The 19,574-nt window shown below is 36.6% G+C and carries 19 protein-coding genes; 10 read left to right on the top strand and 9 right to left on the bottom strand.

Going from position 1 to position 19,574, the window contains the following annotated elements; all coding sequences use genetic code 11:
• Window positions 1–352 precede the first annotated feature (352 nt).
• From P9B04_RS02820 to P9B04_RS02805, 4 genes are all read left to right on the top strand, one after another.
• Window positions 353–1,381 carry a tetratricopeptide repeat protein gene (locus tag P9B04_RS02820; RefSeq protein ID WP_342053482.1) on the top strand — a complete coding sequence of 343 codons (1,029 nt, stop codon included), beginning with the start codon at window positions 353–355 and terminating at the stop codon, window positions 1,379–1,381.
• A 223-nt stretch (window positions 1,382–1,604) separates the two neighbouring features.
• Window positions 1,605–2,588 carry a ribonuclease III domain-containing protein gene (locus P9B04_RS02815; protein WP_342053481.1) on the top strand — a complete coding sequence of 328 codons (984 nt, stop codon included), beginning with the start codon at window positions 1,605–1,607 and terminating at the stop codon, window positions 2,586–2,588.
• 236 nt (window positions 2,589–2,824) lie between these two features.
• Window positions 2,825–3,244: a hypothetical protein gene (locus tag P9B04_RS02810; RefSeq protein WP_342053480.1), complete on the top strand. Its 420-nt coding sequence runs from the start codon at window positions 2,825–2,827 to the stop codon at window positions 3,242–3,244.
• Window positions 3,245–3,439: 195 nt separating this feature from the next.
• Window positions 3,440–4,090 carry a hypothetical protein gene (locus P9B04_RS02805; RefSeq protein ID WP_342053479.1) on the top strand — a complete coding sequence of 217 codons (651 nt, stop codon included), beginning with the start codon at window positions 3,440–3,442 and terminating at the stop codon, window positions 4,088–4,090.
• Window positions 4,091–4,157: 67 nt separating this feature from the next.
• Here P9B04_RS02805 and hemN read toward each other — a convergent pair whose 3' ends face one another.
• The 5 genes from hemN to P9B04_RS02780 all read right to left on the bottom strand — a co-directional run bounded on the left by hemN (window position 4,158) and on the right by P9B04_RS02780 (window position 9,993).
• On the bottom strand, window positions 4,158–5,555 hold the full coding sequence (hemN, locus tag P9B04_RS02800) for an oxygen-independent coproporphyrinogen III oxidase (protein ID WP_342053478.1): 1,398 nt from the start codon (window positions 5,553–5,555) through the stop codon (window positions 4,158–4,160).
• Window positions 5,556–5,693: 138 nt separating this feature from the next.
• Window positions 5,694–6,449 (bottom strand): biliverdin-producing heme oxygenase, encoded by a 756-nt coding sequence (locus tag P9B04_RS02795; RefSeq protein ID WP_342053477.1) that lies wholly within the window; start codon window positions 6,447–6,449, stop codon window positions 5,694–5,696.
• Between the two features lie 165 nt (window positions 6,450–6,614).
• A complete protein-coding gene (locus tag P9B04_RS02790; protein ID WP_342053476.1) occupies window positions 6,615–7,466 on the bottom strand; it encodes an energy-coupling factor transporter transmembrane component T family protein in 852 nt (283 codons plus the stop codon).
• A complete protein-coding gene (locus tag P9B04_RS02785; RefSeq protein ID WP_342053475.1) occupies window positions 7,453–9,177 on the bottom strand; it encodes an ABC transporter ATP-binding protein in 1,725 nt (574 codons plus the stop codon). The genes P9B04_RS02790 and P9B04_RS02785 overlap by 14 nt, the downstream gene beginning before the upstream one ends.
• A gap of 36 nt (window positions 9,178–9,213) precedes the next feature.
• Entirely contained in the window at window positions 9,214–9,993 is a 780-nt protein-coding gene (locus tag P9B04_RS02780) for a hypothetical protein (RefSeq protein WP_342053474.1), read from the bottom strand.
• A 144-nt stretch (window positions 9,994–10,137) separates the two neighbouring features.
• Between P9B04_RS02780 and P9B04_RS02775 the strand changes: the two genes are divergently transcribed.
• Window positions 10,138–12,348: a cation:dicarboxylate symporter family transporter gene (locus P9B04_RS02775; protein WP_342053473.1), complete on the top strand. Its 2,211-nt coding sequence runs from the start codon at window positions 10,138–10,140 to the stop codon at window positions 12,346–12,348.
• Here the strand turns inward: P9B04_RS02775 and P9B04_RS02770 are convergent, their stop codons facing one another.
• The 4 genes from P9B04_RS02770 to P9B04_RS02755 form a co-directional block, all read right to left on the bottom strand.
• Complete coding sequence (locus P9B04_RS02770) at window positions 12,349–12,933, bottom strand: hypothetical protein (RefSeq protein ID WP_342053472.1); 585 nt, start codon at window positions 12,931–12,933, stop codon at window positions 12,349–12,351. It lies immediately after the preceding gene.
• Entirely contained in the window at window positions 12,917–13,615 is a 699-nt protein-coding gene (gene pyrF / locus P9B04_RS02765) for an orotidine-5'-phosphate decarboxylase (protein WP_342053471.1), read from the bottom strand. The genes P9B04_RS02770 and pyrF overlap by 17 nt, the downstream gene beginning before the upstream one ends.
• 95 nt (window positions 13,616–13,710) lie before the next feature.
• On the bottom strand, window positions 13,711–13,830 hold the full coding sequence (locus tag P9B04_RS02760; RefSeq protein ID WP_342053470.1) for a photosystem II protein Y: 120 nt from the start codon (window positions 13,828–13,830) through the stop codon (window positions 13,711–13,713).
• A 66-nt stretch (window positions 13,831–13,896) separates the two neighbouring features.
• Entirely contained in the window at window positions 13,897–14,442 is a 546-nt protein-coding gene (locus P9B04_RS02755) for a gamma carbonic anhydrase family protein (protein ID WP_342053469.1), read from the bottom strand.
• Window positions 14,443–14,671: 229 nt separating this feature from the next.
• Here P9B04_RS02755 and P9B04_RS02750 point away from each other — a divergent pair, with 229 nt between their 5' ends.
• The 5 genes from P9B04_RS02750 (at window position 14,672) to rlmD (ending at window position 19,364) form a co-directional block, all read left to right on the top strand.
• On the top strand, window positions 14,672–15,175 hold the full coding sequence (locus P9B04_RS02750; protein ID WP_342053468.1) for a TIGR02652 family protein: 504 nt from the start codon (window positions 14,672–14,674) through the stop codon (window positions 15,173–15,175).
• A 2-nt stretch (window positions 15,176–15,177) separates the two neighbouring features.
• Window positions 15,178–15,618 carry a VOC family protein gene (locus P9B04_RS02745; RefSeq protein ID WP_342053467.1) on the top strand — a complete coding sequence of 147 codons (441 nt, stop codon included), beginning with the start codon at window positions 15,178–15,180 and terminating at the stop codon, window positions 15,616–15,618.
• A 135-nt stretch (window positions 15,619–15,753) separates the two neighbouring features.
• Entirely contained in the window at window positions 15,754–16,182 is a 429-nt protein-coding gene (gene psaD, locus P9B04_RS02740) for a photosystem I reaction center subunit II PsaD (protein ID WP_342053466.1), read from the top strand.
• A gap of 176 nt (window positions 16,183–16,358) precedes the next feature.
• Window positions 16,359–17,882 carry an anthranilate synthase component I gene (trpE, locus tag P9B04_RS02735; RefSeq protein WP_342053465.1) on the top strand — a complete coding sequence of 508 codons (1,524 nt, stop codon included), beginning with the start codon at window positions 16,359–16,361 and terminating at the stop codon, window positions 17,880–17,882.
• Between the two features lie 114 nt (window positions 17,883–17,996).
• Window positions 17,997–19,364 carry a 23S rRNA (uracil(1939)-C(5))-methyltransferase RlmD gene (rlmD, locus tag P9B04_RS02730; RefSeq protein WP_342053464.1) on the top strand — a complete coding sequence of 456 codons (1,368 nt, stop codon included), beginning with the start codon at window positions 17,997–17,999 and terminating at the stop codon, window positions 19,362–19,364.
• Window positions 19,365–19,574 lie beyond the last annotated feature (210 nt).

The raw sequence follows: 19,574 nt of genomic DNA, 5'->3' as shown, positions 1-19,574 counted from the left end.
CTTTGTCCCCTAACTTTCGGCGAGTCCCCCCAGACTTTTTGAGAAGCTTCATATTGGCTTTGTAGAAATCAAATTTTCCCAAGATAGAGATATTTTAATTAATGCTTTACTTGAACATCCGGACTGTAATAATATTCAATTTGAAATCTTAGATTTTTCTGATCCTAGTCTCCGTTTTTTAAGGGATGAATTAGTTACTGAATTAAAACAGGTTAATATTCAACCCAATAAAAAATTAATTTTACTAATTACTGGTTTAGAAAAATCTATCGGTATTGTAGAAGAATATCCTTCTGTATTAACTAATCTTAATTTTGTACGAGATGATTTACGAACAAGTATTCCTCATCCCATGCTGTTATTTTTACCAGATTATGCCTTAACTCGTTTAGCAAAATATGCCCCTGATTTTTGGGCATGGGGTAGAAAGGTTTTTACTTTTAAAACTAATCGTAATAATTTAATGATGAATAGTCATAATATTATTTATTCTGAGCATAATATTAATAAACTAGACTCACAAAAAAAACAAGCAAGAATTGAACAATTATTGAATCTATTAAATGAGTATAATACGTCTCCTGAAGAAAAAACTAGGAATGATTTATTAATGATTAGTAATATTAACAATAAATTAGGCAATGCTTATCGTTCTTCAGGACAATATATAAAAGCGATTATCTTTTATCAACAATCTTTAGACATTAAAAGACAAATACGAGATAGACAGGGTGAAGGTAATTCTTTAGTTAATTTAGGTAATGCCTATAAATCTTTAAGAGAATACCAAAAAGCCAGAATTTATTATCAACAATCTTTAAACATTTCTAGAGAAATAGGAGATAGACTAGTAGAACTGAAATCTTTATGCAATTTAGGCAATGCTTATCAATGTTTAGGAGAATGCCAAAAAGCCATAAATTATTATCAACAATCTTTAAACATTTCTAGAGAAATAGGAGATAGACAAGGTGAAGGGAATTCTTTAGGCAATTTAGGCATTGCTTATCGATCTTTAGGAGAATATCAAAAAGCTATAAATTATTATCAACAAGCTTTAGTAATTAAAAAAGAGATAGGATATAAACTAGGAGAAGGTATTTCTTTAAGCAATTTAGGCAATGTGTATATCTTTTTAGGACAATACGAAGAAGCAATTAACTATAATCAGCAAGCTTTATATGTCTTTAGAGAAACCGGGAATAAATTAGAAGAAGCTCACACTTTATTAAATTTAGGCGGAACTTTTGTGAATATTCAACGTAATGATGATGCAATAGAAGCCTTTCGTAATGCACGTAAATTATATCAAGATATGGGACTAAATAAATATGTTGAACAATGCGACGATGCAATTAATATTTTAGAAAATGATTTTTAAGTCTTCATTGCGAGGGGGAATATAAACAGTCAGTCTTGATTTTGAGTAAAAATACTCCCAAGTAATCTACCATAGATATGGAAATTGCTTCGTATCAATATATTAAGAATTAAAATACAAATTCTCCCCACACTCAACTTAACTAGAATATTTATACACCCAATTGAAAACCGTTATCAGGATTTCTTCTATAATAAAGATAAACTCCTCACAAAAATTGTCTATGCAGTGGAATTCATCTCTAGTTCAAGAAAAAATTAGCTTCAACTTTAAAAACACAGACTTACTTTTTCTTTCCTTAAGTGATCCTTCCTATGGAAAACAAATCAATCAACCCGACAGTGATAATCAACGCTTAGAATCTCTAGGAGATACGTTACTAGAACTCATTGTTATTGATTACTTATATCATCATTTTCCTTATTTAAGTATTAGTAAAATGACTGCTTTAAGAGATAAGTTATTAGACAAAGAAAAACTCACTACTCTTTGGTTTAGTTTGGGTTTAGGGGAAAGTTATCCTTTTCTAGATGTTAATCAAGAAAGACATCGTTTACGGGTTCAACCAAGTAATCCTTTTGAAAAATCCCTCAAAGCATTAGTAGGAGCAATGCATATTGATCGAGGTTTTTCTCAGTCTTATAACTGGTTTAATAAACACTTGATTGCTCCTATATTAGAACGACATCAAAAAGGTCATTTAGAGCGAGTTACTCCTGAGAAACAGTTAAATCTTTTAGGTTCTTCTCTATTAAAAGTGACTTCTTTTGATTACTTATACCGTCTTTTACCCTATGTTGAACCAGCGAAACTAAAAAAGTTATCAAAAACATTAACCTCAAAAAAACAACAAACAGAATACCTAAAGAAATTGACAGAAGAAGACTGGGAAATTATAAATATACAACAAAATACAATATCTAAAAAGTCTTTTCCTTCTGTATTCGGTGCCATGTTTATTCATTTTGATAGTGAAAACCCCAAAACTCGCTACCGAAATAGTCGAAAATGGTTCAAGGAAAACTTTATTGATGAAGACGAAATTTTATACGATGCGATCGCTTCCTTACTTAGGGATGGTATTCCGCAAAAATGGATTATTCGTGAAATTTTAGGTTACAAAAGTAAAAATTATGATCAAGGGAGACAGCGATTTTATGAACTTATGGACCAAAGTAGTTCCACAATTGTTGATGATAAAAGCTAAAATGTAATCACGCTGGGAATTGATTTTTATTGGTGCATCAAATCAAAAACATCGTTGATCTTTTCTAAGTCCATCACATGAGTAATTAGAAAAGGTGGAAGTCCTCATATAGTGGAAAATTTTTCGGCCCTTACTAATTCCAATTAATAGTTAATTAAAATCGACTAAAATATATGGAGATTTACTTTTTATATTATCGTAAAAAGACTATTTTTTATTTACTTTTGGTCTTAATTATGGTAGCATCAGACTCACCAAGTAAAGCTCAAGAATTCAACAAAAATAGAAATATATCTCAACCGAAAAATTTAACCCATCTTCAAGAACAAAAACCAGGTTGGAGTCAATGGAAAACTTGGAAAAACTTCCCACACGATCAAATTCAATTAGGATTTTCTAATTCTGATTATGGTAGCATGATGGACTTAGAATATAAATGTTTTAATCAGGTTGGTTCTGAAAATGACGAGAAAAAATATCAAACTTATTGGTATCGTATTGCTGAACAAAAAGAACCATCAAAATACCTAAAAATAGAAGTGGGATGTTTACAAAATAATCAATTTACTGCTACTTCAATTGTTAATGGACTATTTATAAATTATAATTCTTCTTCTAGTTCCAATATTCAGTTTTGCTTAATAAAAAGTAGTTAACATCGAGAACCTTACAAAAAGATTATAATTATGGCTTATTAATCCTTCTTGAGTACAATTAATTTTACTATTGGAGAATACAATAATGCAGATAAAGCTTGCTTTTAAAGTAGCTAGTATTACTTTAACTCTTTATTGAGAGTCTGTTGATCCCGACTCTCCCCTCTCCTCATTTCCCAACTTCAATTAAAAATAATGACTATGCAAAACGAAGAAAAAAGTCCCTCTAATTTAGTTAAACTAATTCGTACCACTTTCATCGGTGGATTTTTAGTTGTTCTTCCTGCTTATTTAGCTATTTTAGCTTTCAATAAAACAGTAAAAGCACTATTAGGATTAGTAGTTGTTTTATTAAAACCCATTACCAATGTATTAGGAATTGATAAAAATGTCATTGCTTTGCCGGTTTCTTTGTTTATATTTTTGTTAATTTGTTTGATTGCAGGAATAATCTTAAAAACTCGTTATTCTGTCATTTTTAGACAAACTCTTGGACCAATTTTAAGGAAAATTCCAGGTTACTTATTAATTCGTAGTTTAACTAATAGGGTAGCTAAATTAGAAAGAAGTGATGCTTTAGCAGTAGGATTTGTTGCTTTGGGACAAAGTTATGAGTCTTTATCTCCTGGATTTTTAATTGAAAAACATGATAATGGAATGCACACTGTTTTTGTTCCAACTGTTCCCACTCCAACGGTTGGAAACTTATACTTAGTACCATCAGAAAGAGTTTTTACTGTGGATGTTCCTTTACTGGATATGGTTAAATTTATTTCCAAATGGGGTGAAGCTTCCCCTCAGTTAAGTGAGGCAATAAAACAAATCAAAACAGAACATGAATCTTGATTATCTTAACTGATTAATTAGTTTCAATTCCAGTTAGAAACGGGGGGAAATTAATCCCCCTTCTCTATTAAATAGCTTTAGAAAATGACTGTTCTTTACGTCCTTTGAGATAAGGATCAAATACAGCAGCAATATTTCTAATTAACCAGCGGCCAGTATTAGTAACTTCTAAGCGATCGCTATGTAAATGGATTAAACCATCGGCCTCTAATGGTTGAAGATCGATTAATTCTTGGGCAAAATATTCGTCAAAATCAAGACCAAAATGAAGATTATACTTCTCTTCAATACGATCTTTATAGAGTTCAGATTGACACATTAATTCCATAATTACGGAACGACGAATGATATCGTCTTTGCTTAAAGTAACTCCTTTTTCGATCGGTAAATGTTCAGCTTCTAGAGTTTTATAATAGTCTCTAATTTTCTTATGATTTTGAATATAGACATCGTGTAACATACTAATTGATGTCATTCCAAAAGCAAAAAGATCGGATTCTGGTTTGGTTGTGTAACCTTGGAAATTACGGTGTAAATCTCCTGCTGATTGGGCGATCGCTAGTTCGTCGTTGGGTTTAGCAAAGTGATCCATTCCAATAAATAAGTAATTATTATTGTTGAATTCTTCGATGGTCATTTGCAAAATTGCCAGCTTTTCTGATGCGTTGGGAAGTTCATTGACAGGTAGTTTTTTTTGCGCAGATTTGATCCAGGGAATATAGGCAAAGTTAAATACAGCAATGCGATCAGGATCTAGTTCTATGGTTTTTTCAACTGTATTTTTGAATGTATGTCTATTTTGATAAGGGAGTCCATAAATAAGGTCAACGTTTACACTTTCAAACTTAGCTTCTCTCATCCAACCCATGACATTAAATAACATTTCTTCGGGTTGAATACGGTTGATGACTTTTTGTACTTTGGGATCGAAATCTTGGATACCAAAACTAATACGATTAAAACCTAAATTTCTCAAGAAAAAGATAAGATTGCGGTCAAGATATCTTGGGTTAACTTCAATGGATATCTCCGCATTTTTGTCAATATTAAAGTTATTAACTAAGGTAGTAAATAATTGATCGATTTGCGATTGATTTAGATAGTTAGGGGTTCCTCCACCCCAATGAATTTGATTAACTGGGCGATCAGGGGAAATTAATTGGGCGGTTCTTTGGATATCTTTAATTAAATATTCTAGATAAGGAGAAGCAATTTTTTTGTTTCCTGCAATAATTGTGTTGCAACCACAAAAATAACAAGCGGTTTCGCAAAAAGGAATATGACAATAGAGAGAAAGAGGTGTATTTTTGTGGTTTCCTGTAGCTATTCCTGCACGAAATTCAGGTTCTCCTACTTTTGTTTTTAGTTCTGTTGCTGGGGGATAACTAGTATATCTAGGTAAAGATTTGTCGTATTTTTTGATTAATTCTTGATCAAATGCAATAGTTTTAGCCGCTAAGTTCATATTCTTAATTAGCCTCTCAATGGTTTAATAATTCACCGAAAATGGATCACAAAAAAAGGGGGAGTCAGTTCAACAAAAATAGCAACTTTTTTGTTTATTTTCCTGACATTTCCCCTAGATAATAATTGGGGTTTTACTTTATTCTGCAATAACTAAATTGTGAGGATGACCCTTACTATGAGGGTTTTCTGTTACCCCAGGAATGTCTTGACGAGTGATTAATTCAAATACATGATCCCCGATAGCTTCTCGGACATCAGTTTCCAATTCATGCACCAAATCTCGGTTTAATTTGAAAGCATGATTAGCTTCATCGATGACCTTTTTTTCTAATGCTTCATCGATAGGTAATTCGTTTAAACCGTCACGATATTTTCCTTTGAATTTTCCTTTAGCTTCTGGGGTAGAAATTTGCTCAAATTCATAAAATTGGGTTCCCTTACCTTCTGGTAATTCTAATGCAGAACGAGCAATCTTTTTAAAACTTTGTCCACCGGATAAATCCCCCATATAACGCACATAAGAATGAGCAACTAATAAGGTAGGTTCAACCTGGGAAACTTCTCTAATTCTTGCTACATAGGTTTGAACTGCAACGGAAGGAAAAATATCTGCAGCCCAGTTTTTTCCGTAGTAATATTCTAAGTCTTGTGCCAAGTTTGGTTTACGATTTAATTCGGGGAAATATATCTTACTAATAACGGGATCTTCTTTGTGGCGTTCTAGTTCTTCTTCTAGGGTAGAATACAAGAAGTAAAAGTCAGCTAAAAGTTTACGGAAGGGTTCTCTTTCGACAATACCCTTGAGAAAACATTTAGTAAAGGCTGTATTCTCTGCTAAGGTGTGAGAATGACTGGTTCCTTCTCGAAGCTTAAGGGCTAAGTTATTATTCATGATCAATACCTCTTATTAGCAGTCAGACGTTAGAATTTAGGGAAAAATTACTCTTTCTATCCTCAGCAATCAATCCACTGAAGTAATCTTCATTTCAATTTATTACTATACAGTTATATTGTCAGCTAACGGCTAAATGTAGTAAAACTTAACACAACTAATCTCTTACGAATAAAGTAACCAAGGAAACTTACCTACACCAGCATAAAAATATAGAAAAGTTGCTACGATAAACAGTGAAATAAAACCTACCATACAAACATAATCGGTTGAAGTTAATATTGACTCGTGTAAATAGGTTCTTTTTGAACTACCAGAAAATGCTTTTGATTGTAACACTACTTCTAATTTTTGAGATTTAGCCATTGCATTTAAGATTAAAGGAACTGCAATGGTTGCGTATACGCTTACTTTTTTAACAATACTCATTTTTTCTAAGGCTAATCCTCGTAATCTTTGTGCCTCTAAAATACCTTGTATTTCTTCTAATAATAAAGGGAAAAAGCGCAAGGTTGATGAAAAAATGAAGACAATTTTATAAGAAATTTTTGCCTTTACCATTCCTACAACCATATCATTGACATCAGTTGTAAAAATGCCCAAGGGTATAATTAAAACCATTGTTAATGTTTTAAAAACAATGTTCAACCCATAGACAATCCCTTCTTGATTCATGGTTAAACCACCAACCCAAAACCATTCTTTAGGTAGGGAAAAAATCGGTGTTAATTTATCTGTATTTAATAGTGTTTGCACTTGGGAAACATTAAAAAATCCCATCACCACAACTATCAAAATATAAAAAGGTATCATCACCTTAAGAACAGTGCTAAGGTATTCAGACTTTACACCAGCAAAAACACAAGCAATACCGACAATAAATGTTAAAAAACCACCGGTTACAGGACTCTCCCAAACAAAAGCAATTATGGTGACAACTGCCATCATTACTAATTTTGTTCGGAAATCTAAGCTAGTAAAAATAGATTTTTTTTCAACGGTTTCAAACTTCATCATCAGAAAAACACTCCGCTAGTTCGTTAGGGGTTAATAGGGGATAATTTTCATTATTTAATCCACTCAATGCTTGGGATAATAAAACTGCTTGAGGAGGAGTTAAATAGGTAGATTCTAATAACTCTTTTTGGTGATAAGCTTCTCTAATTGGCGCATCTAATAAAACTGTACCTTTTCCCATAATAATAGTACGTTCAGCGTAGTCCGGCATCAAGTATAAATGGTGAGTAATAACAATAATTGTTTTGCCCATTTCATGGAGTTGACGACTTACCTCTAAAATAGCACGAGAACCTTTATAATCTTGTCCTGTAGTGGGTTCGTCAAAAATAATTATATCGGGTTCCATTGCTAAGATAGCAGCAATAATAATTCTAGCTCGATCACCTTTAGGTAAAGATAATGGATGAGCTTTTTTGTATTTTAATAAACCCATTTCTTCGAGGGTTTGATTAACTTTTTTATCTATTTCTTTGCGATCGTAACCAACATTATCTAAGGCAAAAGCAACTTCTTCTCCCACCGTCATGCTAAAGATTTGATTGTCGGGGTTTTGTGCTACATAACCGATAGATTTAGCTAAATCGCTGACGGATAAGACTTTGGTATCTTTGCCTCTTATTTTAACAGTTCCTTTTGTGGGTTGTAGAAGGTTCAAAAAATGCTTTACCAGGGTACTTTTTCCCGCACCATTTTGACCAATAATTAAACAATATTCTCCTTGATAGATATCTAAGGATACGTTATGTAAAGCTTGGGTTCCATCTTCGTAAATATGGGTTAAGTTTTCTGTTAATAATAAAGGAGTTTGGTCGCACCGTTCGGAGGCAGTCTTCAAGTTAAGTCTGGAGAGATTTTGAGGACTATTTTGTAACTCTTTTAAACTGTTAATACCTGCTTTTAATGTCACTGGTATATCAGAAATATTTACTCTTTTTTGTTTAATTTCATAGAAGGTTTTAGCTACTTGAGGAGGTCGAAGATTATGTTGATCTAATAAATCGATTTGTGAGTAAATTTCTTGAGGTTTTCCTGTTGCTATCACTTCCCCTTCCGAAAGTAGAATCAAGCGATCGCTAAATTCTGCCATTTCTTCTGCTGCATGGGATACCATAACAATAGTAACCCCCAACTCTTTATTAAGTTCTTTAACAGTTGAAAACACTTCCATTGTGCCAATGGGATCGAGTTGGGAGGTAGGTTCATCTAATATTAATAAGCGAGGTTGTAAAGCCAAAGCGGCTGCGATCGCTAACCTTTGTTTTTGCCCTCCCGATAATTCTTGAGGGTGTTTATATTCCGTTCCTTCTAGTCTTACTGCTTCTAAAACTCGAGGAATACGAGCAATAATTTCATCTCTATCGACACACAAATTTTCCAAAGCAAAAGCAATTTCGTTTTCAACAGAAGTTGAAATCAATTGAGTTTCGGGATCTTCAAAAACAGCCCCCACATAACCAGCTAAATGACTAACAGGGTGCTTCAAAGTATCTAAACCAGCAACAGTAACATACCCAAAAAAACGACCACCATAGAACTGTGGAACAATGCCATTTAATGTCAAGCAAAGTGTTGTTTTTCCTGCTCCTGTTGAACCAATTATGCCCAAAAACTCTCCTTGATAGACGTTCAAAGAAATATCTCTTAAAACAGGCTGTTTTGAGTTAGGATAATAGTACGAAACTTGATCTAAATTAGCAATAATTTCCATAACTGTTGTGGCTGATTAATTGTTCCAAATTCTAGATTAATAAATAGCTGCTTCGGGTTTCATAATGCCAATAGCACGCAGTCCAGAAATAACACGAACTCCAATAAATGCTCCCACCAAAGAACGAACCAAATTTTCTAATGGCATAATAGGAATTAAGAAAATCCATATTTCTTCAGGCCAATTAAACATAGTGTAGGTTACCACAGCTTGACTAATATGATAGACTCCAGCTATTGTCCAACTACCTAAAAATAAACCAAGCCAAACTAGCCGTAAATTTTCACTATTAATCCATTTTGCAAATAAAGTTCTAGTGGGTAATATAAACAATAATAATCCCGACCAATCAATAAAAGACCCTTTAATAATAACAGAAGTAGAAACTCCGTTATTCATAGCCCGAGAAACGTAAAGATAGAAGGCAACTACAAAGAAAATACTCATCACAAACCACCAATATTTGCGCTGTTTTCCAATCACCATACAACCAGCCGCAAAACTAGCCATCATTGCCCCAAAAATAGATATGGGAGGAATACCTGCCGTGTGAGGGGCTAAAAAGACCCCCATCAGGGTTCCAATGCCACTAGCCAATGCCCCCCCAACGGGTCCCAAAATCCACCCCAGAAGGGGAAATATGCCTTGACTGAGGGGAAATATCCCCCCCGATCCAATGGTAATAGAAAAGGGGATAAAAGCCAGCACCGTCACCACTGCTGACATCACCACTATATAGTCTAGAGGGGTGCCATCGATAGAAGCACTTCCCAATGACTTAATTTCTCTTTGTTTGCCAGAAGGTTTAATCATCATTATTTATTATTTTTCTCCAAAAATTAATTGTATCATCGTGATTGAACTTAAATAGTTTATAATGCTAGTCATTAGAGTTAGGTTTTCAGTGGTTCTTTAACTTATCTTTGATTGAACATAATTTACGACTAAAGGAAATTAATAGTGAGAAAAGTCTTTAAAACTCTTAAATCAAGTTTAGCATTAAAAGTATTGATCGGGTTTATTTTAGGAATATTGGCGGGCTTATTTTTTGGTGAAATGACTTCAGTTTTAGGAGTTGTTGGTCTGGGTTATATTCGTCTTTTTCAAATGCCTGTTATTCCTTATATTTTAGTTTCTTTAATCTCTGGTTTAGGCAAATTAGATTTTATAGCAGCCAAGGGAATTTTTATTAAAGGAGGAGTGGTTTTATTATCTTTATGGATGATTGTTATTTTGGTTCTAATTCTTATTCCCTTTGGTTTTCCTAGTTGGGAATCTGCCTCTTTTTTCAGTGACAGTTTAATTGAACCGGAAAGAGGGATTAATTTTTTAGATTTATTTTTACCATCTAATCCTTTTCATGCGATGGCTAATACAATTATTCCATCTGTTGTAACTTTCAGCATAGCTGTTGGTTTAGCCTTTATTTTTATTCCCGAAAAATCCGTAGTCATTGAAGTTTTTAGTAAACTAAGTGATAGTTTAATGTTAATTACTCGATGGGTAGCAAAATTAGCACCCATTGGTGTTTTTGCTATTGCCGCTAATGCGGCTGGGACATTAAGATTTGAAGATTTAGAGCGATTACAAGTTTATATCGTCTTACAAGGATGTATTGCTTTAGTATTAAGTTTTTGGATTTTACCTAGATTAATCACAGTTTTAACACCAATAAAATACCAGGACATTATTGATAGTGTCAAAAATCCTTTAGCTACCGCTTTTGCCACAGCGAACTTATTAGTTGTTATTCCTATTTTGGTAGATAATAGTCAAAAATTAATTGAAAGTATCAATACTAAAAATGTTAGATCTGATCAAGAATCCCCCTTAGATGTTATTATTCCAGCTTCTTTTAACTTTCCTAGTATGGGAAAATTACTATCATTAGGATTCATTCCTTTTGCTGCGTGGTATGTGGGTTCACCGTTATCCCCAACTCAATATCCAACTTTTTTAGTAGCAGGAATTGCCGGTTTTTTTGCAGACGGAACACTAGCAACAACTTTTTTATTAAATCTTTTCAAAATTCCTGCAGATATGTTAACATTGTATATTACTGTAGAAATTTTTACTGCTCGTTTCGGAACTTTAGTTGCAGCCATGCACACAGTAGCATTAGGAATTTTGGCGACTTGTGCCATCCAAGGGTTAATCGTAATTAGAAGAAAAAAAATAATTCGCTTTATTATTAGCTCCATTTTATTATTAATATTAATTGTTGGCTCTGTCCATTTCGTTTATACTTATTTCTTCCCTAGCAATTATACGAAAAATCAACTTTTAAGCGATTTACCACTATTGAGAGTGAGAAATCCTCAACCAGCAAAAGTTTCTCAAACCATCCCCATCATTAATGATTTAGCAGAACAAGAAACAGAAACACCTCGATACGAACAAATCAAAACTAACAATCTTTTAAGAACTTGTTATCTACGAAATGATTATCCTTTTTCTTATTTTAATTCCCAAGGAGATTTAGTTGGTTTAGACATAGAAATGAGCCATATTTTGGCCAGGGAACTGGGTTTAAAATTAGAGTTTATTCCTCTAGAATATACAGTAAACGATAGAAAAGAAATGGCCGCCTATCTCAACGGAAATTACTGCGATTTATTGATACCCTCCATCGCTTTAACACCCCAAGCAGCAGAAGTAGCGCAATTTACCCATTCTTTTTCTAAACGAACTTTAGCCTTTGTGATTAAAGACTATAAAAAAGAGCAGTTTAGCAATTGGAAAGAACTACAAAAGAGGAAAAATTTAAAATTAGCCATTCCTGCCGATGTTCCTTACTACATTGCCAAATTAAAAGGACTTTTACCAAACGCTGAAATACTTATCACCAAAAGAGAAATTGAAGATTTATTAGTAGCCGATTCCAATCAATTTGATGCCCTAGTTTTACCAGCAGAAAATGCTGCTGCTTGGACCATTCTTTATCCTAGTAATGGCATCGCAGTTCCTAAACCAGTTGTCTCAATTCCTGTAGGATATATGTTACCGAAAAATGCTAATACTTTAACGGATATTATCAATGTTTGGTTGGATTTAAAACAAGAAGACGGAACAATACAATCCTTACATAATTACTGGGTTCAAGGAAACATTGACAGCATAAAAAAACCTCGTTGGTCTATTATTAGGGATGTATTACACTGGGTAAAGTAATTATTGTCTTAACACTCCAGCACGACAATCTTTTAACCAAAGTTTAATCCCTTGACCGATCGCTCCATTCATGGCATCTTGGGGAGGTAAAGGTAGATCCCCCTGTTCCAAATCAGCCAACTGAGAAAACAATAAAACCAGTCGCCAACCCTCAGAACTAGGAGTTAAGAACAACCAATAATAATTTTGCAAAAGAATCGCTTCAGTTTGGTTATATTGTCGTTCCAAAGTAGTAAAAAAAACTTGTTTTGTCTCATCTGTTAACTCAGCCTTATATTGTAAATTACTAAGAGGTAAAGGCTCAAATTCTGGGTTTCCTGCTACTAAGATATAGTTGTAAACTTCGATATTATCATCCATTCGCCTGGCCCGTTGTGTCGCTCGGTTGCCGTAACTGGGTAAATCCTTTAACATCTCAGTCATCAACGTTTGTATATCCGACGAACAACTGGACTCCGGTTCAGGGGAAGCTTGACTTTGAGGAGCAACAGGCCACAGGCAACAAGCTACAATCAACACCCATAAGGTATAAAGTAATCTTGTACCTTTATGTGCTTGGTTTCGAGTCTTATACACTAACTTCATCGATAATACGGTTCCAGGCCATAACAGGATCATTTGACATTGTAATAGGTCGACCAATAACCAAATAATCTGCCCCTGCTTCCAACGCTTGTTTAGGTGTAGTTACCCTGCTTTGATCACCTGTTTGCGACCAGGTGGGACGAACTCCAGGACAAACCAAAATAAAGTCTTGGCCACAAACTTGTCTAAGTTGGCCTACTTCTTGAGGAGAACACACCGCCCCGTTGATCCCAGAATCCTTTGCTAACAAAGCCATCTGAAGGGCGTATTCTGGCAGTTCTAGGGGAATTTTGAGATCGAATGCTAGATCCCTTGCATTGAGACTAGTGAGTAGGGTTATAGCCAATAATTGGGGGGGTGAGGGACTTTGTTGAACCGCTTCCGTAGCTGCTTTGAGGGCATTTTTGCCGGCCGTTGCATGAACAGTTAACAAATCTACTCCATACTCAGAAGCACTTCGACAAGCTCCCGCAACAGTGTTGGGGATATCATGAAATTTCAGGTCTAGAAAAATTTTTTTTTGTCGTTCCTTGAGGTGCTTAAGAATAGTAGGGCCAGTAGCCACATATAATTCTAACCCCACTTTCCAAAAGGTGACTTGAGGCAAGCGGTCTAATAAAGCGATCGCTGCCTGTTCTGTGGAGACATCTAGAGGGACAATAATCTTATCAACGATAGACATAAAGTATTAAAAAAAAAAGAGGGAGAAGTTAGTGTCAGCCTAACAAAGACAGACAACCTATTACCCCACTCTTTAAATTTGATGACTATGAAAAATTATGCTTCTCTGTTGAAGAAACCTTGAATTTGCCCGATAGCGGCAGCGGCGATATTAAAACCTGCCCAAGCAGCTGCAATGATAATGGGTCCAAACACGACTAAAATACGCCAATCCATTTTTTGTTTCCTCTGTTACTTTTTATGGGACTTTAATGAAAAAATTATTTCTTTATTTATAGCTTATCATGTCTCATTTGTGAATCCCAAATTATTTCCTTGATTGGAATGGACTAAAGCTAGTTGTTGATAACGTTTGGCGTGTTCGACCATTTTATCCGCCTCCTCCTCCGATAAATCTCGAACCCGTCGAGCCGGAACCCCTACTACCAGGGATCTTGGTGGTACGTCCTTATTTACAATGGCACCAGCACCGATCAAACTACCGGTTCCCACCCTGATGCCATTTAAAATAACCGCCCCAATACCAATTAAACAAGCTCTTTCGATGTGGGCCCCGTGAATTACTGCTCGATGACCAATGGTGACGTATTCCTCTAAACAGGTAACCTCCCCTGGATCACCGTGTAAAACAGCCCCGTCTTGAATGTTACTGTAAGCCCCGATTCTAATTTTTTCCACATCCCCACGTACTACCGCAGAATACCAAATACTTGCTCCTTGAGCAATTTCTACATCACCCACAATCACCGCATTCGGCGCAACAAAAGCAGCTTGAGACAAATCCGGAAGTGGCCAATAAGAGGGAAGGGTAAACAAGGGGTCTGGCATAAATCTAAGCTAAATCTAAAATCTCGCGGTAGGATCGAGGCGACTGGGATTTAGTCGATATAATAGCTACTAGCAACGGGTCTAAGGACATTACCAACACGAATTAAGAAATTACCCTCTTTTGATGGTGATGGAAAGCCCTGGTCTGCCCTGCTGCTCAAAACATGCACAATCCATTTTGCACAGGTATATCAGACCACCCAGTGCAATTATAGACAACTAAAAACAGATGACTCTAAGTTTACAATACCCCATTTATGGGCCAGAAATCCAATGCCCCCATTGTCGTCAAGTTATTCCTGCTTTGACCTTGACAGACACCTATTTATGCCCTCGTCATGGTGCCTTTGAAGCCAACCCCAAAAACAATGAGCTAGTTCACTTACAGTCTGGTAGGCACTGGAGACGGTGGGAAGGTGAGTGGTATCGGCAACATACTCATCCCGACGGCATTCGCTTTGAGATCCACGAAGCCCTAGACAGACTTTACACTCAGGGCTATCGTGCTACCAAAGTAATCATTGCCAATCGTTACAAGGAATTAGTGAGTACCTATCTAGAGCGGAACACCTCTTGGAGGGGCAATTCTCAATCCGTACCTCGGTTGTACGGGCTTCCAGTGGAGTTTAGCCCCGATATTCCAAAGGAAGAGCATTGGGAAGTTATCAATTTTGACTTAGAAAAAGAACCAGGGGTTCCCAAACGTTATCCTTATTTTCGACTGTTTGAATAATCATGCACCATGCTTCCATTCGCACGGCGAATATTCATCAAGCGATCGCTTTCTACGAACTGTTAGGGTTTACAGTCAAAGAGCGATTCACCACGGGTTACACCCTAGCCTGTTGGATGGAAGGCTTAGGGGGCAGAATTGAGCTAATACAGATTCCTGAACCTAAACCAGCCCCCGATGCTTTCGGGGACGAGCATTACGTAGGATATTATCACTTATCTTTTGATTTAAGCGAGCATATCTCGGATCTCACCATTTGGTTGACGGCCTTACAGACGAAGTTAACAGAACTATCTCAAGAAGACCCCACCCAATTTTGTCCCCTAACTATCCTATTAGAACCTCAGCAGCAAATGATTGGCCAGACAGTCTATGAGGTGGCATTTATTGCTGATCAAGATGGTTTGCCTTTGGAGTTCATTCGGGTCATGAAAAAACCTTAAGCCTAGTTTCCTGTTATCCTACCGTTCACTGCTGACTTTTTAAATTGTTACAGTTCTTTACTAATCTAGGTAACGAAGTATGACGGAATGATACTATTGCCTAAAATACCTTTATTTTGAGGAAATAAAAATATCATGGCAGAAGAGCTTAAAGGAAAGCTTCCCAAGTTCGGTGGCAGCACCGGCGGTTTACTCTCGAAAGCTGAACGGGAAGAAAAATACGCTATTACCTGGACTAGCAAAAGCGAACAAGTCTTTGAAATGCCTACAGGTGGGGCTGCTATCATGAACGAGGGAGAAAATCTCCTCTATTTAGCCCGCAAAGAGCAATGTTTAGCTTTGGGAACCCAGCTAAGAACAAAGTTTAAGCCAAGAATTCAAGATTACAAAATCTACCGTGTCTATCCCAGTGGCGAAATTCAATTTCTCCACCCTGCAGATGGTGTCTTCCCTGAAAAAGTCAACGAAGGACGGGAATACCACGGCAAAAAAGAAAGAAAAATTGGGAATAACCCCGAACCTGTTACCCTTAAATTCTCTGGGAATGCTCCTTACGACGTTTAATCCTTCAGGAGTTGGGGGTTTAAGCTGTGCTGACTCCCTCAACCAGAGAATAAGTTGAAAGCAGTGGCCAAACAGCAGTCCATCTGCATCAATGACCAATCATCGGTACAATAAAATGGTCATCATTGATAGTCTGATGATTGGTAACTGGCCACGGCTCATTTTTAACCAAAGTTATGATATTTCCAGACTTTGAGCAGTTTTCCGTATTAGCACAACAGGGTAATTTTGTTCCGATTTATCAAGAATGGGTAGCAGATTTAGAAACCCCAGTTTCCTCATGGTATAAAGTTTGTGGCGATCGCCCCTACAGTTTCTTACTAGAATCGGTGGAAGGAGGAGAAAATCTAGGCCGTTATAGTTTCTTGGGTTGTGACCCCATGTGGGTTCTCTGTGCCAGGGGAAATACCACAACTCAAACCTATCGCAATGGGGAGGTCAAAACCTTTGAAGGAAACCCATTCGATATTTTAACAGACTGTTTAGCCTCCATTAAACCTGTTACCCTACCACAACTTCCTTCTGGGATCGGTGGTTTATTTGGGTTCTGGGGCTACGAATTAATTAATTGGATCGAGCCAAGAGTCCCTGTCTATCCCATTACTGAAGACGATCTCCCGGATGGGGTTTGGATGCAAGTAGATCATCTAATCGTTTTTGATCAAATCAAACGAAAAATTTGGGCGATCGCCTACGCTGATTTACGAGACAATACCGTTAGCTTGGAAGAAGTTTACCAAGAAGCTTGCGATCGCATCTCTAAATTGGTCTTAAAGCTACAACTGCCCTTACCCATCCAAGGAAAGACCCTCGAATTAAGTCTTGACCCAGAAAAAAGCCAACCCCTAACCTACACCAGCAACACAGAACGCTCCAAGTTCTGCGAAAACGTGCGTCAGGCGCAAGAGTACATTCGTGCAGGGGATATATTTCAAGTAGTTATATCGCAACGCTTACAAGCCAATTACGACGATGATCCCTTCAATCTCTATCGTTCTCTACGGTTGATAAATCCCTCTCCCTACATGGCTTATTATAACTTTGGAGATTGGCAAATTATCGGCTCTAGTCCCGAGGTAATGGTCAAAGCAGAACGGAGAGAAGACCAATCCTTAAACGCTATTTTACGACCTATTGCAGGAACTAGAAAACGGGGTCAAACCCTCAAGGAAGATCGAGCTTTAGCCGAAGACTTATTACAAGATCCCAAAGAGATCGCCGAACACGTTATGTTAGTGGATTTAGGACGAAACGATTTGGGTAGAGCCTGTTGCGAAGGAAGTGTTACAGTTAACGAATTGATGGTGATTGAACGCTATTCCCACGTTATGCACATTGTTAGTAATGTGGTGGGAAAATTGTCCCCCAATAAAACCCCCTGGGATCTATTCAAAGCTTGTTTTCCCGCCGGAACCGTAAGCGGCGCACCCAAAATTCGAGCGATGGAAATTATCAATGAATTGGAACCGGAGCGCAGAGGTCCCTATTCTGGAGTTTATGGTTACTATGATTTTGAAGGACAGTTAAACACAGCGATCGCTATCCGAACTATGGTAGTCCGTCCTTTGAGCAACGGACAACACGTCGTGTTGGTTCAAGCTGGAGCCGGTTTAGTGGCTGATTCTGATCCGGAAAAGGAATACGAGGAGACTCTAAACAAGGCCAGAGGTTTATTAGAGGCGATTCGCTCTTTAGGTTAAAATGTAGTCTATGGTGTACGAGAACCACTTATGGGAGTGGTCTAAGGTTCTACCTTGCACCATACAATTCCCTTTTAACCATCTACAAAGATGGCATTTCTACCGGATTTTTAGATGCAACAATCTTATCAACAAGGACATCTCGTTGAATTAGAGATAACCGATCTTAGCCACAGTGGGGATGGAGTAGGTAAATTAGAGGGTAAAGCAGTTTTTGTCCCAAATACCGTCACAGGCGATCGCATTTTAGCCCGTTTGACCCACGTGAAAAAACAATATGCTTACGGAAAACTACAAGAAATTATTTCACCTTCTCCCCATCGAGTTCGTCCTAGCTGCATTGTGGCCGACAAGTGTGGAGGGTGTCAATGGCAACATATTTCCCGAGAATATCAGCTAAAAGCCAAAGAAAATCAAGTCATTCAAAGCTTAAAACGCATCGGTGGTTTTGATGAACCCCCTGTGTTGCCGATATTAGCATCCCCAGAGAGCTTAGGTTATCGGAACAAAGCCACCTATCCCCTAAGACGCGCTCCTACAGGAAATGTCCAAGCAGGGTATTATCAACGCAATACCCATCAAATTATTAATCTCAATCAATGTCCCATTCAAGATCCCCGTCTTAATCCGATTTTGGCTCAGGTTAAACAAGACATACAAACACAAGGTTGGAGTATTTACAACGAAAAAACAGGACAAGGGAAACTTAGACATTTAGGGTTGCGTATAGGTAAAAAAACAGGAGAAATTTTGTTAACTCTTGTTAGTACCAGCACAAAACTTCCTAACTTTCAACAACAAGCTCAAATTTGGTTAGAACGTTATCCTAACTTAGTAGGAGTTTCCATTAATTACAATCCCCACCGAGGTAACAAGATTTTTGGTGAGGAAAATTTTAATTATGTTGGTCGTTATTACGTCACAGAAAATTTCGGTCAGCATAACTTTCATTTGGGTTCTAACACCTTTTTTCAAGTTAACACCGAGGCGGCAGAATTACTACTCAATCTACTGCTAGAAAAATTGTGCTTAACAGGAAAAGAAACCATTATCGACGCTTATTGTGGTGTGGGAACTTTTACTTTACCCTTAGCTCAAAAAGTAGCTCAAGCTGTAGGAATCGAGAACAATGAAAATTCTATTAAACAAGCTGAAAACAATGCCAAGATTAATGGTATTGATAACGCCAAATTTTATGCCAAAAGTGTCGAAAGTTGTTTACCATTTCTTAATGTTTCCCCTGATATTATCGTACTCGATCCGCCACGAAAGGGTTGCGATCGCAGTGTGATTGATACCCTAAAAAAAATTTATCCCCCTGTCATTGTTTATATTAGTTGTCAACCTTCCACCCTAGCTCGTGATCTAGAAAAACTATGTCAGCAAAACCTTTATAAAGTTGAGTCCATACAACCAATTGATTTTTTTCCTCAAACTTCTCATGTGGAATCTATGGCACTAATTCGACATAACATTGTCTAATATGTTATAGTGTGTATAGTTATTAAATATACAAAGCTAATTGTAAGCTTGAAAACTTTACTATAATCCACTATACAAACAACAAGAATAAGTAGCATAAATATGTTATGACCTAATCAAAATCATCTTAAATTTAATACCATTGTGGTCTAAATTCCTAGACAAAACTTGTTTTTATTAAGACCATAATACGTCAGTAAAAAACTTAAC

The sequence above is a fragment of the Crocosphaera sp. Alani8 genome (genome assembly GCF_038442745.1).
In the GTDB taxonomy this organism is placed as follows: Bacteria; Cyanobacteriota; Cyanobacteriia; order Cyanobacteriales; family Microcystaceae; genus Crocosphaera.
The sequence above is the reverse complement of the archived record's forward strand: the minus strand, read 5'-3'. Positions and strand labels throughout refer to the sequence as shown.